Origin of the sequence: Ramlibacter sp., from assembly GCF_035706265.1 — a bacterium.
Taxonomy (GTDB): Bacteria; Pseudomonadota; Gammaproteobacteria; order Burkholderiales; family Burkholderiaceae_C; genus Ramlibacter.
Genome location: NZ_DASSVG010000019.1, coordinates 1 through 13,422, shown reverse-complemented (window position 1 = coordinate 13,422; position 13,422 = coordinate 1). Strand labels below are relative to the sequence as shown.

Genomic DNA, 13,422 nt, shown 5'->3' with positions numbered 1-13,422 from the left:
AATCGACCTCTGTGAGGTTGGGCGTTGAGCGTTGGGCGTTCAACGTGAATGCCTCGCCCAACGCCGAACGCTGAATGCTCAACGCCGTATGACCGAGCTCAGAAACGTCGAAGCCGACCTGTCGAAATTCCGCGGCCGCGTGCTGGTCGCCAGCGTCGCGGTACTCGTGCTGTTCCTGCTGCTGGTGGCGCGCCTGGTGGTCCTGCAGGTGGTCCGGCACGAGGAATTCGACGAGCAGGCCGAGGCCAACCGCACCGCCATCGTGCCGATCGTGCCCAACCGCGGGCTGATCGTCGACCGCAACGGCATCGTGCTGGCGAGCAACTACTCGGCCTACACGCTGGAGATCACGCCCTCGCGCCTGGCGCAGCCGCTGGACACGGTGATCGAGCAGCTGTCGCACGTGATCGAGATCGGGGCGCGCGACAAGCGGCGCTTCCGCAAGCTGCTGGAGGAAAGCAAGAGCATCGACTCGGTGCCGCTGCGCACCAAGCTCACCGACGAGGAGGTGGCGCGCTTCACGGTGCAGCGCTTCCGCTTCCCCGGCGTCGACATCAAGGCCCGCCTGTTCCGCAGCTATCCCTGGGGCGAGCTCGCCAGCCACGCCATCGGCTACATCGGCCGCGTCAACCAGTCCGAGAAGAAGCAGATGGAGGACTGGCCGGAGGACGAGCAGGCCAACTACCGCGGCACCGAATACATCGGCAAGCTGGGCGTGGAGCAGAGCTACGAGAAGCAGCTGCACGGCATCACGGGCGTGGAGCAGGTCGAGACGTCCGCCGGCGGCCGCGCCGTGCGCAAGCTGGCCTCCACGCCGGCCACGCCGGGCGACACGGTGAAGCTGTCGATCGACATCAAGCTGCAGAAGCTGGTGGAAGACCTGTACGGCGACCGCCGCGGCGCCTTCGTCGCGATCGACCCGCGGACGGGCGAGGTGCTGGCCTTCGTCAGCAAGCCCACCTTCGACCCCAACCTGTTCGTCGACGGCATCGACCAGGAGAACTGGCAGGCGCTCAACGAGTCGCTCGACAAGCCGCTGCTCAACCGCGCCCTGCGCGGAACCTATCCGCCCGGCTCCACCTTCAAGCCCTTCATGGCACTGGCGGCGCTGGAGACCGGCAAGCGCCGGCCCGAGCAGGCGATCAGCGATCCCGGCTACTTCTGGTTCGGCGGCCACCAGTTCCGCGACGACAAGCCCGGCGGCCACGGCACGGTGGACATGTACCGCTCCATCGTCCAGTCCTGCGACACCTACTACTACATCCTCGCCAACGACATGGGCGTGGACCTGATGCACGAGCAGCTGTCGCACTTCGGCTTCGGCGAGATCACCGGCATCGACATCCACGGCGAGTCCAAGGGACTGCTGCCCTCCACCGAGTGGAAGCGCAAGGCCTACCGCCGCCCCGAGCAGCAGAAGTGGTATGCCGGCGAGACCATCTCCCTGGGCATCGGCCAGGGCTACAACAACTTCACGCCGCTGCAGCTCGCCACCGCGATGGCGACCATCTCCAATCCGCAGGGCGCGCGCATGAAGCCGCACATGGTGAAGGAGATCGTGGACTCGGTCACCAAGCAGGCCCACCCGGTCGCGCCGCAGCAGGTCGGCCAGCTCACCGCCAAGCCGGAGAACCTGGCGATCATCCGCAAGGCCATGGTGGGCGTGACCATCGAGGGCACGTCGGCGGCCGCCTTCCGCGGCGCGCAGTACACGAGCGGCGGCAAGACCGGCACGGCGCAGGTGGTGGGCATCGCGCAGGGCGCCAAGTACAGCCACGCCAACACCGAGGAGCGGCACCGCGACCACGCGCTCTACATCGCCTACGCGCCGGCCGAGGATCCGAAGATCGCGATCGGCATGATCGTCGAGAACGCCGGCTTCGGCGCCGCCAACGCCGCGCCGATCGCGCGCCGCGTGTTCGACTACTACCTGATGGGCCTGTACCCGAGCGAGGAGGACATGGCGGCCGTGAAGCTCGGCAAGGCCACCACCCCGCTCGGCACGCCGCGCCCGGCCTCCGAGTTCGCCTGGCCGCCGGCCGCAGCGGCCGCCGCCGGCGCGCCGATGGCACCGGCCAGTGCCGGCGCGATGCCGCAGGCGGCGGTGCCGACCGGCCCGCTGATCGCAGCGGCCTTCTCGCCGGTGGCCACCGCCACCGTGGGCACGCCGACGGCGGGCACCAACGTCTGGGTGCCGCGCTGGCGGCCGGCCACCGGCGCGCTGCCTGCGGCCGGCGCGGCGGCCCCTGCATCCGCCCCCCGCAAGCCAGCCCGGCCTGCACGCGGCGTGGCGCAGTCGCGTTAGGAAATTTCCTCAACGGTGGGAGGCGCGCGCGACCGGCGTGCGATGGGAAAATCCTTGCCAGGGTGAGGGGCATGGCCGTCAGCACGCTGATCGTCGACCACGAGGCGCCGTTCCTGCGGCGCTTCGCCGACGCCGTGCTGGACGCGGAGCAGCTGCGCCTGTGCGGCGCCGTCCGCACCTTCGGCGCCGCGGCGGCACTCATCGACGCGCTGCGGCCGGATGTGGTGGTCAGCGAAGTCGACCTGCCCGATGGCAGCGGCATCGACGTGATCCGCCATGCCGTCGCCCGGCGCGCGGACTGCGGGGTGCTCGTGGCCACCCACCTCGACGACGACCGCCACGTTCGCGAGAGCTTCGCCGCCGGGGCGCGCGGCTACCTGCTGAAGGACAGCCTGCACGGCACGATCGCCGCCCCCATCCATCGCGCGCACCCTGGAAGTCTCGCGCCACACGGTGGTCTCGCACGTCAAGCGGATCTACCGCAAGCTGGAAGTGCATTCGCGGGGCGAGGCCGTGTACCAGGCGCGGCTGGCCGGCTGGGTGTGAGCCGCGGCATCGCGCATGGGCGCGAGCCGCTGCCGCATGCGCGCGATGGCAGCGGGGCCCGGCCTTTCCTAGAGTGACTTGCGTGCGGCGCATGATGTGAACGTGCAGGGCACCATGTCGCAGGCGGACTACAAGAAGTGCTCGATGATCATGGCGGTGTGCCAGAACATGGTGCAGAAGAGCAGAGCAACACCTACGTGAAGGACGACTTCCTGTTGAAGGCGGACGCCGACGCCGTCGAGAAGATCGTCAACATCCAGGGCGTGCCGGGCCTGAAGGAAGCCGTCATCGGCGCGCTGAAGGCCTCCCAGGGCAATCTCGTCAAGTACAGCCAAGCAGAACCAGACCTTCAACTACTTCGGCGTGATCACCGGCTACCAGGAAACCGAGATCAGCGCCCGGCTCGTGAAGTTCCAGATGCACATGCAGCAGACCGACGTCGCCGTGCTGTGCGCGGAGACGGCCAAGACCAAGCTGGACTCGGTCTACGACACCTACCAGTTCACCGCCGAAAAGGAGCTGATGATCAAGATGCAGGAGAGGATGGCCGACAAGCTGATCGACATCTTCGCCGACCAGCTGCTCGCGCTGGTGCAGGAGTTCTATGCGGCGCAGGCGCGCAACTACAAGGACGCGCTGGTGGAGCAGTTGAAGCGCAAGGCCTGAGGCGCGCCGGGCTTCACAGCCGCGCGGGCACCGTCATCGGGTGGTCGGGCCACGCCTGCGGCACGTGCGGCGTGATGCCCGAAGCCTGCAGCAGCCAGGCCGTCACCGCCTCCGGCATCGCCGTCACGTGGCCGGGGAAGCGCCCGGTGGGGAAGCCGACGTGGCCGCCCTCGGGCGGCTGCCACAGGGTCACGCTGGCGCTCACGTCCTTCGGCTGCGGCAGGCTCGCCGCCGGCACGAAGGGATCGTTGAGCGCGTTGAGCGCCAGCGCCGGGATGCGGATGCGGTGCAGGTGCGGCTTGGCCGAGGCGCGCGTCCAGTAGTCCTCGGCGCTGGTGAAGCCGTGCACCGGCGCGGTGAAGATGTTGTCGAACTCGTAGAGGTCGCGCGCGCGCAGCAGCGCCTCGCGGTCGAACAGGCCCGGGTGCTGGGCCCACTTCTGCAGCGCCTTGGGCTTCATGGTGTGCAGGAACATGGTGGTGTACACCATGCGGTTGAAGCCCTTGCCGATGCGGTGCCCGCCGGCCGCGAGGTCCAGCGGCGAGCAGACCGAGGCCACCGCCTGCGCCACGGCGCCTGCGCCCTCGCCCGCCTCGGCCGCCCAGCGCAGCAGCGCGTTGCCGCCCAGCGAGACGCCCACCGCCACGATCGGCCCCTTGTGGCGCTGGCGCAGCCGGCGCAGGATGAAATCGATTTCCTCGTGGTCGCCCGAGTGGTACGCGCGCGGCGCGAGATTGGGCTCGCCGCTGCAGCCGCGGAAGTGCGGCACCACGTAGGTGAGCTTGCCGCGCCAGGCCACGTCGGCGAAGGCTTCCGAGTAGTGGCTGCGCGAGGAGCCCTCGAGGCCGTGGAACAGCACGATCAGCGGCCGGTGCGCGGAGACCTCGCTGGCGAGGAAGTCGAGGTCGACGAAATCGCCGTCGGGCGTGGTCCAGCGCTCGCGGCGGTAGGCCGGCACGGGGCCGCGCGTGCGGTGCGCGAACAGCGCCGGCCAGATCGTCTGCAGGTTGCCGCCCGGCAGCCACGCGGGCGCCGTGTAGTGCTGAAGGAAGGTGCTAGTGGAGGACCGATGGGGCATCCGACACTTCCTGGATCTCGCTCGTCGTGCCCGGGCTCGCGTGATGGGCCACCATGCGCCAGCCCTGGGCCGTGCGCTGGTAGACGTTGGTGGCGATCACCCACGCGTTGGTGGGGCCGCCGGCCGTGAGCACCTCCACCCGCTCGACCAGGGTGTGCACCGCACTGGCCACCGAGACGATCTTCCGCACCCGCTCGGGCCAGGCCCGCACCCTGCCGCCGTCGCCGAACATGGCCTCGAAGGTGGCCCGGATGGCTGTTGCGCCCACCACACGCGGCCCGCCCGGATGGATGCAGAAAATGTCGTCCTCGTCCGCCCAGCAGGCCATCAGCTTCTCGATGTCCCCGCGCTGCAGGGCATCGTAGAAGGCCGCTTCCACATCGTCGGCATCGCCTTCGAGACTGGCGGCCTGGAGCTTCGAGTTGCGCATCGTTACATCTACCTCCGATTGTGCCGGAGCTTGCTCATCCCAGCCAGCGTCGCACGACATCCTCCAGCTGTCCCTGTGAAGCCTGCCACACCAGCTCCGGCGCGGCAACGTGAATGCCGGGCGGCGCCCTCCGCAAGGCGGCGGAGAGCAGCTCCGCCACCTTGACGGCGCGCACCGGCTGCTCCGCGGACGGCACCATGTACTTGAACACGGCCAGCATCCAGTGCGCCAGCCGTTTCAGCGGATGGCCGGCCGGTGCGGCAGCGAGCTTCTGCGCCGAGCGCACGATCAGCAAGCGCTCGAAGCCGAGGCTGGCGACCGCCTGCTCGTCGAGGTTGGCCAGCCCGCGCTTGAGCGCCTCCGGCAGCCGCCCGGGCGCATGCGGCAGCACCACCGCCAGCGTGCGCACGCCGCCGGCGCGCAGCCAGCGCGCCAACGCGGGCAGTTGCTCGGGCGCCGGCGTCCAGAGCGCGCGCTCGCGCTGGTAGAACATGCGCGGCGGATCGAACAGCACCACGCCCACGTCGGCCTGCGCGGGCGGCCACTGCGCCGGGTCTTCACCGGCCACGAGCAGGGTCTGCACGTTGCGCATGCCTTCGGTGATCGGCTCGCGTGCGAGGACTTGCGTCTGCGCGTAGACGGAGGAGCCGGCGAGCCGCCGCAGCACTTCGTTGCCGAGCGCTCCGGTCGCACCGGCGATGAGCAGTCGCGGCCTTCGCGCCGTGGGCACGGAACGCGACGCCGCCTGCAACACTTGAAGCGGGTCCTGCCGCATCCCACCTATGCTACCGTCCACAAGTTCTGCCAAGGGACAAGGAAACCGACATGAAGAAGTGGCTGCCCATCCTGGCTCTGCTCGCATCGCTGTCCGGGTGCGGCTACAACGACTTCCAGCGGCTGGACGAACAGACCAAGTCGGCCTGGAGCGAGGTGCTGAACCAGTACCAGCGCCGCGCCGACCTGGTGCCCAACCTGGTGGCCACCGTGAAAGGCGAAGCGAACTTCGAGCAGGAGACGCTGCGCCAGGTGATCGAGGCACGCGCCAAGGCGACTTCGGTGCAGGTCACGCCCGAGACGCTGAACAACCCCGAGGCCTTCCAGAAGTTCCAGCAGGCCCAGGGCGAGCTTTCCAGCGCGCTGTCGCGCCTGCTGGTGGTGAGCGAACGCTACCCCGACCTGAAGGCCAACCAGTCCTTCCGCGACCTGCGGGTGCAGCTCGAAGGCACCGAGAACCGCATCACCGTGGCACGCAACCGCTACATCCAGGCAGTGCAGCAGTACAACGTGCTCGCGCGCAGCTTCCCCACCAACCTCACGGCCATGGTGTTCCACTACGAGCCCAAGGCCAGCTTCACGGTGCAGAACGAGGCCCAGATCTCGGTGCCGCCGACGGTGGATTTCGGCCGGCCGACCGCGCCCGCTGCACCCGCGACGCCGGCCGCACCGGCAGCGCCGACCGCGCCCGCGCCCAGTACGCCGCCCACGGGCACGGTCACGCGCTGACGAGGCCTTGAGACTCGCGCTCGCGTTCCTCCTCGCGCTGCTCGCCGCCTTCGGCGTGCGCGCGCAGGACGTGCTGCCGGTGCCCGAGCTCACGGCGCGCGTCATCGACCAGACCAACACGCTCGACGCGATCCAGCGCAAGGGGCTGGAGGACAAGCTCGCTGCCTTCGAGCAGAAGAAGGGCACGCAGATCGTGGTGCTGATGGTGCCCACCACGCAGCCGGAAGACATCGCGAGCTACGCCAACCGCGTCGCCAACGCCTGGAAGATCGGCCGCAAGGAGGTGGGCGACGGCATCGTGGTGATCGTCGCCAAGGACGACCGGCGCGTGCGCATCGAGGTGGCCAAGACGCTCGAAGGCGCGGTGCCGGACTTGGCGGCCAAGCAGATCATCGATGACGCGATCACGCCCCGCTTCCGCCAGGGCGATTTCGCGGGCGGCCTGCAGGCCGGCATCGACCAGTTGATTGCGCGCATCTCGGGCGAGCCGCTGCCGGCGCCTGCGCAACCGCGCACCGGCACGCAGCCGCAGGGCGCCGCGGGCTTCGACTGGTTCGACCTCGCGGTCTTCCTCTTCATCGGCGTGCCGATCGCGGGCGCCGTGCTGCGCGGCATGTTCGGGCGCAAGCTCGGCTCGCTCGTCACCGGCGGCGGTGCCGGCTTCCTGGCCCTGCTCTTCACCTCCAGCATCGTGGTGGCCGTGATCGCCGGCATCGTCGCCCTGCTGTGGTCGCTGGTCACCGGCAGCCCCTTCGGCGGCCGCCGGCGGCGCGGCTGGGGCGGCCCGGTGATCTTTCCCGGCGGCTTCGGCGGCGGGCACGGCGGCTGGGGCGGTCGCGGCGGCTGGGGCGGCGGTGGCGGCTTCGGATCGGGCGGGGGCGGCGATTTCGGCGGCGGCGGCGCCTCGGGAGACTGGTGATGATGCAGCGCTTCAGACGCCTCTTGCGCCATCGCTGGCTGGACGACGCCGACACGCGGCGCGCCGTGCCGCCCCCGCTGGCGCAGCGGCTGGCCGAGCGCGTGGCCGCGAGCGAGCGGCGCCACAGCGGCGAGATCCGCATCTACATCGAGGCCGGCCTGCCGCTCAGCTACCTCTGGCGCGATGCCACGCCGCGCGAACGCGCCATCGCCATGTTCGGCAAGCTGGGCGTGTGGGACACGGAGCAGAACAACGGCGTGCTGATCTACCTGCTGCTGGCCGAGCACGCCATCGAAGTGGTGGCCGACCGCGGCCTGGCGCGCCACGTGCCGCACGAGCAGTGGCAGCAGATCGTGCAGGGCATGCGCGAGTGCTTCCGCGCCGGCCGCTACGAGGAAGGGCTGGTGCAGGCCGTCGACGCCGTCACCGCCCTGCTGGAGCGGCACTTCCCGTTGCGCGCGGGCGAGGCCAATCCCAACGAACTGCCGGACCACCCCGTGCTGGGGTGAGCGCGCGCGGGGCTCGCGTCAGTCGCGCACTTCGCCGTTCGGCTTCAGCAGCGCCATGCCGACGTAGCTGCCGCCGTGGCGGAAGTTGGGCTTGAAGTCGACCACGTAGCCGCCGGTATCGTAGCGGCCCAGCGCCGACAGCGACTTGTGCAGCGACGCGCGCGTGAGGTTGGTGCCGGCGCGCTTCATGCCCTCCGTCAGCACCTTGGCGGCGATGCACGACTCCAGCGCCGTCACCGACATCGGTTCCTTGTGGCCGTCGGCCGCCCAGGCCTCGCTGCACTCGCGCACCACGGGAATGGTCTGCGAGCGCGGTGTCGGCACGGTGATGGCGACCGACACGCCGAGCGCATCCGGCCCCAGCGCCTTGGCCAGCTGGCTGGCACCGGCGAAGGACAGGCTGGTGGTCATGTAGACGCGGCCCTGCGCCTTGAGCTTCTTGAGCATCTGCGCCGCCGGCGCATACAGCGTGGTGACCACCAGCACGTTGGGATCGGAGGCGATCACGTCGCGCACGCTGGCGTCGGTGACCTCCGCGTTGCGCTTGATCGACACCGACACCGGCTTGCGGTCGAACTTCTTCAGCACGTTGGCGACGGTCTCGAAGTTCTGCTTGCCGACCGTGTCGTCGTAGTGCAGCACCGTGATCTTGGTGTTGCCCAGGTTGCCCCAGAAGTTGACGATCTTGCCGATCTCGTCGGCATAGGTGGCGCGCACCGTGTAGACGTAGTCGTTCTGCTTGCGGATCGTGTCCGCGCCGGTGAAGGGCGCGAAGAACGGCACCCGGTGTTCGAGCACCGCCGGCATCGCGGGGATGCTGAGGGTGGAGGAGGCATACCCGAACAGCGCCAGCGCGTTGTGGTCCGACAGCAGCTTCTGCGTGTTCTCGGCCGAGAGCTTGGTCTCGTTGTGGTCGTCGAGCGTCACCAGCTTGATCCTGGCGCCGCCGATGCCGCCGGCCTCGTTGACCTTCCGGAAGTACGCGAGCGCGCCGTTGCGGATGTCGTTGCCCAGTTCGGCATTGCCGCCGGTGAGCGGCGCGGACTGCCCGATCACGATGTCCTGGGCGAGGACGGGCGCCGCGGCAAGCAGCAGCGTGCAGGCAAGGGTGCGCATGGGGATCCTCCTGGCAACGAGCGCGGGGGCCGTCTGGCGCGGCCACCTCTTGTTACAGGGTACTACTGCTCGGCCGCGCTGAGGCTCGGGACTGACCCGAACGGCCTGTGGGGCGTTGCCCTAAGGATACGCGACGTGCATCTGCTCGTGCACCAGGCGGAACAGGCCCGTGCGCGCGCGCAGCCAGTCGCCATCGCGTTGCCAGAAGCGGCTGCCCAGCGGAGTGAGCAGGAAGTCACGGCGGCGCTCCACCCGGCCGGCGCCGAGCACGCTCTTGACCACCGCGTAGCGCACCTCGCCCTGGGGCGAGAGGATCACCGTGCAGCCGCCGTGGTGCGTGAAGCCGGGGCCTTCTGCCGTGGGCGCCACGTGCATGGCCTGCGTGACCTCGGCCACGAGGTCGAACACGATCTGCCCGTTCGGGCCCGCGCGCCGCGCGGTGCGGATCGATTCCACCGTGGGCAGGTCGACCGTGTGCGGGCCGAGCCGCGGGTCGTCGCCGGCCACCAACCCAAACTCCGCCAGCCATTCGCGCCGCGTGACGAAGCGCCCCAGCGCCGCGGCCTGGCGCCGCAGCTCGTCGACGCTGGCGGCCTGCGCCGGATCGCCCTGGAAGCGCAGGGTGGCGAAGTCGAGGCCGCGCACCGGCGGCAGCTCCACGCGCGGCGGCTTCCACAGCAGCGCGTCCTCCGACAGGTGCTGGGCCGAACGCGGATAGATGCGGCGCCGGCGGAAGGCGTCCACCAGCGCGCCGCGGTAGTCCAGCGGGTCGTCCGGCACCAGGTCGTAGTCGGCCGTGATCAGCGCACGCAGGAAGTCGCCGAAGGTCAGGCCGGTGGGCGGGCAGTAGTCGATCGCGCGGATGCACATCGCGAGGAACTGGCTCGCGAGCTTGCCGGCCTTGTCGGCCAGCAGCTGCTGCAGGTCGTGCGGCAGTTCGCCCGGCGGCAGGATGCCGGTGCCGCCCGAGGCGAGCCGCACCAGCGCCTCGGTCTTGCGGCGAAAAGCCGTCGTGAAGGCTTCGAACACCGCGCTCACGAGCACGGCGCCCAGCGCGTGGGGCTCCAGGTCCTCGCGGTACGGGCGCGGCTCGGCGCCCTCTTCCAGCGCCGTGCGCAACGGTCCCTGGCAGCCGCTCGAGCGGCTGAACTGGCTGGCCACCTGGCCCAGCAAGGCCGCCTGTTCCAGCGCGCCGCGGCACTGCCGGATGGCCGTGCGCACCACCTCCGGGTAGCTGAAATGCTGGAACACCGCCACCAGGTCGGCGAAGGCTTCGTGGAAGGCGATCACGTCCGGGTTGGTGGGCACCATGAAGTGCGCGCGCAGGCCGTCCAGCAGCGCGTGCGTCATCTCGTGCACCACGATGTCGTGCGACAGGCAGGTGAACACGATGCCGCCGGCGAGCGTGCGGTCGGTCGGATGCTCGCCGGCGGAGAAGTAGCCGAAGTGCAGCTCGCCGCGCCCGTCCACGCGCTCGTACCAGGCGTTGGCCTCCGGCGCGGCATGCGGCCGGATCACGAGCCGCGCGGGCTGCGCCGCGTCGCCGAAGCTCCAGCCGGGCGTGCGCCCGAGCGCGGTGCGGAAGGCGGAATAGACGTTGCTGCAGACGGCGTAGACCATCTGCTGGTGGAAGCGCGGGTCCGAGGGCGAGGGATCGTAGCCGTCCGCCATCAGCACGTTGCGCTCGTCGAGGTTCGCCTGGCGCAGGCTGCCGCCGGTGGCGGGATCGGTGTCCACCACCGCCAGCAACGCGCCGGTGGGGCCGGGCTCGAGCGGCTCGTAGGCGACGTTGACGGTGGCGACGGCGCCTTCCAGCCGCGACTGCGCCGGATCGACCGTGAAGATGCGCAGCGGCCGGTAGAGCGGCTCGTCGGGCTGGCGCTCGTGCGGCTGCAGCGGCGCGCGCAGCACGCCCTCGCCGATGGTATAGAGGCTGCCTTCGCCCGGATAGCGCGTGCCCGTCGGCAGCGCGCGCGTGTCCTCCTCCGCCTCGCCGCGGGTGGCCGCATCGGCGGCCACTGCCTGCGCCGTCGTGGCGGCCGGCTGCTGCGTCATGCTCAGCGCCGCGCGAGCAGCTGCACCGACTCGGCCAGCACCTGCACGGCGTGCAGCAGCGCGGCATCGCGTGCGTCGGCCGAGGGCTGCGCGGCTGCGGCGCCGGAGGCGGCGGCCTGGTCCGTGCGCTGGCCGCCTGCGAGCGGCAACAGCAGCGGGGCGGAGCGCGAGGCCGAGGCGCAATCGAGCATCGGGCGCTGCTGCGCGTTGCTGCCGAACTCGGTGAGCACGGCCTGCAGGAAGGCCTCGTTGCTCAGGCCCTGGATGCCGCGGGCGAGCACGCGCGCGGCGCGGCGGGTGAACTCGCCGTTGCCGCCGCTTTCCAGCGCCACTTCGCTGTCGAGGCAGGCCGAGAACTTGACGTGCCGCATCGCCTCTTCACCGCCGGTGCCGCCGGCGCGCACCGCGCGCGACAGCATCTGGTTCTGGCGCCGGTACTCGGCGTGCGCCGCATCGAGCTCGGGACTCGCGGGTACGTAGCGCGCCTGGGCGCCGGGCGGCGGCGCCAGCGCGCCCGGCTCCAGGCCGACGGCGAAGCGCGTGTTGGTGCCGGAATGGCAGCAGTCCATGAACACCGTGAGGTTCACGCCTTCGGGCAAGGCGGCGAAGACCTTGGCGATGTCGTCGTCGATGAAGAGCGCGCCGCTGGCGAAGTCGACCGGGCACAGGGCCTCGTCGCGGCCGTCGGTCTCGTCGCCGTCGAGGTCGGCGACGTGGGTGCCGTGGCCCGCGTACTGCACGACGATCACGTCGCCGGCGCGGCTGCCACCGACCAGCGCCCGCAGGGCGGCATCGATGCCGTCGCGGGTGGCCTGGCCGTTCACCAGCAGGCGCGTCTCGAAGCCCAGTTGCTGCAGCGCCCGCGCCCACGTCTGGGCGTCGTTGACGCAGCCGCTCAGGCGGTGCTGCGGGTTCGGGTAGTCGTCGACGCCGATGCAGAGGGCGGTGCGCCGGCCGGTCGCCATCGTGCCTGGTTGCGGTGCGGGCGCTGGCGCTTGCGTTGCGCCTTGCGACGGCACATAAGGCGAGGCGGGAGGCGGCGCTTCCGGCGGTACATAGGGCGGCACCGGCCCCGCGGGCGGGCTCGCCGCCCACGGCGGCGTCCAGGGCCAGCTCCAGCGGGCCGGCCCGGCGCCGGCGGGCGCGAAGCCTTGCGGCCAGTCCACCTCCTCGTCCCAGCCACGGGCCGCCCGTGCGCGCGCCGGGAACTCCTGGATCGCGTCGGCGTCCGCCTTGTCCAGCACCCGGCGCACGATGCTGTTCATGGTGGGCGCGTCGTCGTCGAAGTCGCCGTGGCTCGTCGCCCGGCTGGCCGAGCGGCCGGTGTCGGAAGGACTCTGCGACCAGATCACCTCGTTGGCGCCCGGCTGCACGGTGTCGAGGCCGAAGAAGCCGCGCAGGTCGGCGTCGCCGCGCAGGCTTTCCTCCAGGCCGAGGATGGGCGTCTTGCGCCGGTCCTCCAGCGCGAAGTGGATCAGGTACAGCAGCGACTTGCGATAGAGCGCGGCGCAGTTGTCGCGCAGCTCGAAGTCGCGCAGCATCGTGTAGACCGTGGTGCGGCCCACCAGGCCTTTCTTCAGGCGCGGCAGCAGCTGGGTCTTGAAGGTGTCGACGCGGATCGCCGGTGCCAGCAGGTGCAGCGTCCTGAACGCGGGCGCGCCGAGCTGCTGCGCCGCCGGCAGGAAGTACGCATGGAAGATCGAGCCGGCGCTGTGGCCCGCCGCATGCAGCTCGACGCGGTTGCCGTGCCGGTCGCAGAACTTCTTCAGCTGCTGCGCCACGTAGTACGCGCCGCCGATCGGCCCGCCGGGGCTGGGCGCATCGGAGGCCCGCTCGGCGCTCCACTTCATGCCGCCCCAGATGCGCGGGCCTTGCAGCGCGCGCGCCGCCGTCTCGATCAGGAAGTCGCTGAAATCTGTGAGGCCGCGCGCACCGCCGGTGGCGCGCCCGAGCAGCTGCGCGATGGTCTCGAAGAAGCCGGTCTCCCAGAGGAAGTAGATCGGGTAGACGCCGTTGGCGAGCCACCAGCCCACGTGCCGCTGGGCGATCTGCAGCCCGCTGCTTTCCGATACCAGGCCGCCATGGGCGAAGAACACGATGCGCGCCGGGGCGTCGCCGTGTTGCGCCATCCAGCGCGGCAGGTGCTGCTCGAAGATCGCGTCCACTTCCTCCGGTGTCGAGGTCATCTCGCCTTCGCTGGAGAACTTGCCCGCGCGCAGGTTCACCAGGTGCGGGCGCAGCGCCGCGAGCGCGGCGGCATCGAGGCCGGATCCGCGCTGCAGCGCCTGCGGCCCG

13 protein-coding genes are annotated in these 13,422 nt (G+C 70.8%); 6 read left to right on the top strand and 7 right to left on the bottom strand.

Annotation, left to right across the window (positions count from 1 at the left end):
* Positions 1 to 88 precede the first annotated feature (88 nt).
* Complete coding sequence (mrdA, locus tag VFM98_RS00800; RefSeq protein WP_325107981.1) at positions 89 to 2,305, top strand: penicillin-binding protein 2; 2,217 nt, start codon at positions 89 to 91, stop codon at positions 2,303 to 2,305.
* A 71-nt stretch (positions 2,306 to 2,376) separates the two neighbouring features.
* On the top strand, positions 2,377 to 2,928 hold the full coding sequence (locus VFM98_RS26215) for a response regulator (RefSeq protein ID WP_325107980.1): 552 nt from the start codon (positions 2,377 to 2,379) through the stop codon (positions 2,926 to 2,928).
* 51 nt (positions 2,929 to 2,979) lie between these two features.
* On the opposite strand, the gene VFM98_RS00790 is transcribed toward VFM98_RS26215, so the two are convergent.
* A complete protein-coding gene (locus VFM98_RS00790) occupies positions 2,980 to 3,204 on the bottom strand; it encodes a hypothetical protein (RefSeq protein WP_325107979.1) in 225 nt (74 codons plus the stop codon).
* 10 nt (positions 3,205 to 3,214) lie between these two features.
* Between VFM98_RS00790 and VFM98_RS00785 the strand changes: the two genes are divergently transcribed.
* Complete coding sequence (locus VFM98_RS00785; protein WP_325107978.1) at positions 3,215 to 3,517, top strand: hypothetical protein; 303 nt, start codon at positions 3,215 to 3,217, stop codon at positions 3,515 to 3,517.
* A gap of 13 nt (positions 3,518 to 3,530) precedes the next feature.
* On the opposite strand, the gene VFM98_RS00780 is transcribed toward VFM98_RS00785, so the two are convergent.
* Genes VFM98_RS00780 through VFM98_RS00770 form a run of 3 tightly spaced genes read right to left on the bottom strand, consistent with a single transcriptional unit; the run spans position 3,531 to position 5,800 of the window.
* Entirely contained in the window at positions 3,531 to 4,595 is a 1,065-nt protein-coding gene (locus tag VFM98_RS00780; RefSeq protein ID WP_325107977.1) for a YheT family hydrolase, read from the bottom strand.
* Complete coding sequence (locus tag VFM98_RS00775) at positions 4,573 to 5,025, bottom strand: YybH family protein (protein ID WP_325107976.1); 453 nt, start codon at positions 5,023 to 5,025, stop codon at positions 4,573 to 4,575. Before VFM98_RS00775 ends, VFM98_RS00780 begins: the two co-directional genes overlap by 23 nt.
* Positions 5,026 to 5,059: 34 nt before the next feature.
* On the bottom strand, positions 5,060 to 5,800 hold the full coding sequence (locus VFM98_RS00770) for a hypothetical protein (RefSeq protein WP_325107975.1): 741 nt from the start codon (positions 5,798 to 5,800) through the stop codon (positions 5,060 to 5,062).
* 50 nt (positions 5,801 to 5,850) lie between these two features.
* Between VFM98_RS00770 and VFM98_RS00765 the strand changes: the two genes are divergently transcribed.
* Genes VFM98_RS00765 through VFM98_RS00755 form a run of 3 tightly spaced genes read left to right on the top strand, consistent with a single transcriptional unit; the run spans position 5,851 to position 7,956 of the window.
* Positions 5,851 to 6,528: a LemA family protein gene (locus VFM98_RS00765; RefSeq protein ID WP_325107974.1), complete on the top strand. Its 678-nt coding sequence runs from the start codon at positions 5,851 to 5,853 to the stop codon at positions 6,526 to 6,528.
* Positions 6,529 to 6,535: 7 nt separating this feature from the next.
* The gene (locus VFM98_RS00760) at positions 6,536 to 7,447 is read left to right on the top strand and encodes a YgcG family protein (RefSeq protein WP_325107973.1); all 912 of its coding nucleotides are present in this window, start codon (positions 6,536 to 6,538) and stop codon (positions 7,445 to 7,447) included.
* Entirely contained in the window at positions 7,447 to 7,956 is a 510-nt protein-coding gene (locus tag VFM98_RS00755; RefSeq protein ID WP_325107972.1) for a TPM domain-containing protein, read from the top strand. The genes VFM98_RS00760 and VFM98_RS00755 overlap by 1 nt, the downstream gene beginning before the upstream one ends.
* A gap of 18 nt (positions 7,957 to 7,974) precedes the next feature.
* On the opposite strand, the gene VFM98_RS00750 is transcribed toward VFM98_RS00755, so the two are convergent.
* The 3 genes from VFM98_RS00750 to VFM98_RS00740 form a co-directional block, all read right to left on the bottom strand.
* Positions 7,975 to 9,072, bottom strand: a complete 1,098-nt coding sequence (locus tag VFM98_RS00750; protein WP_325107971.1) for an ABC transporter substrate-binding protein — start codon at positions 9,070 to 9,072, stop codon at positions 7,975 to 7,977.
* Between the two features lie 120 nt (positions 9,073 to 9,192).
* Entirely contained in the window at positions 9,193 to 11,127 is a 1,935-nt protein-coding gene (locus VFM98_RS00745; RefSeq protein ID WP_325107970.1) for a hypothetical protein, read from the bottom strand.
* 2 nt (positions 11,128 to 11,129) lie between these two features.
* A partial coding sequence (locus VFM98_RS00740; RefSeq protein ID WP_325107969.1) for a caspase family protein occupies positions 11,130 to 13,422 on the bottom strand: 2,293 nt, incomplete at its 5' end.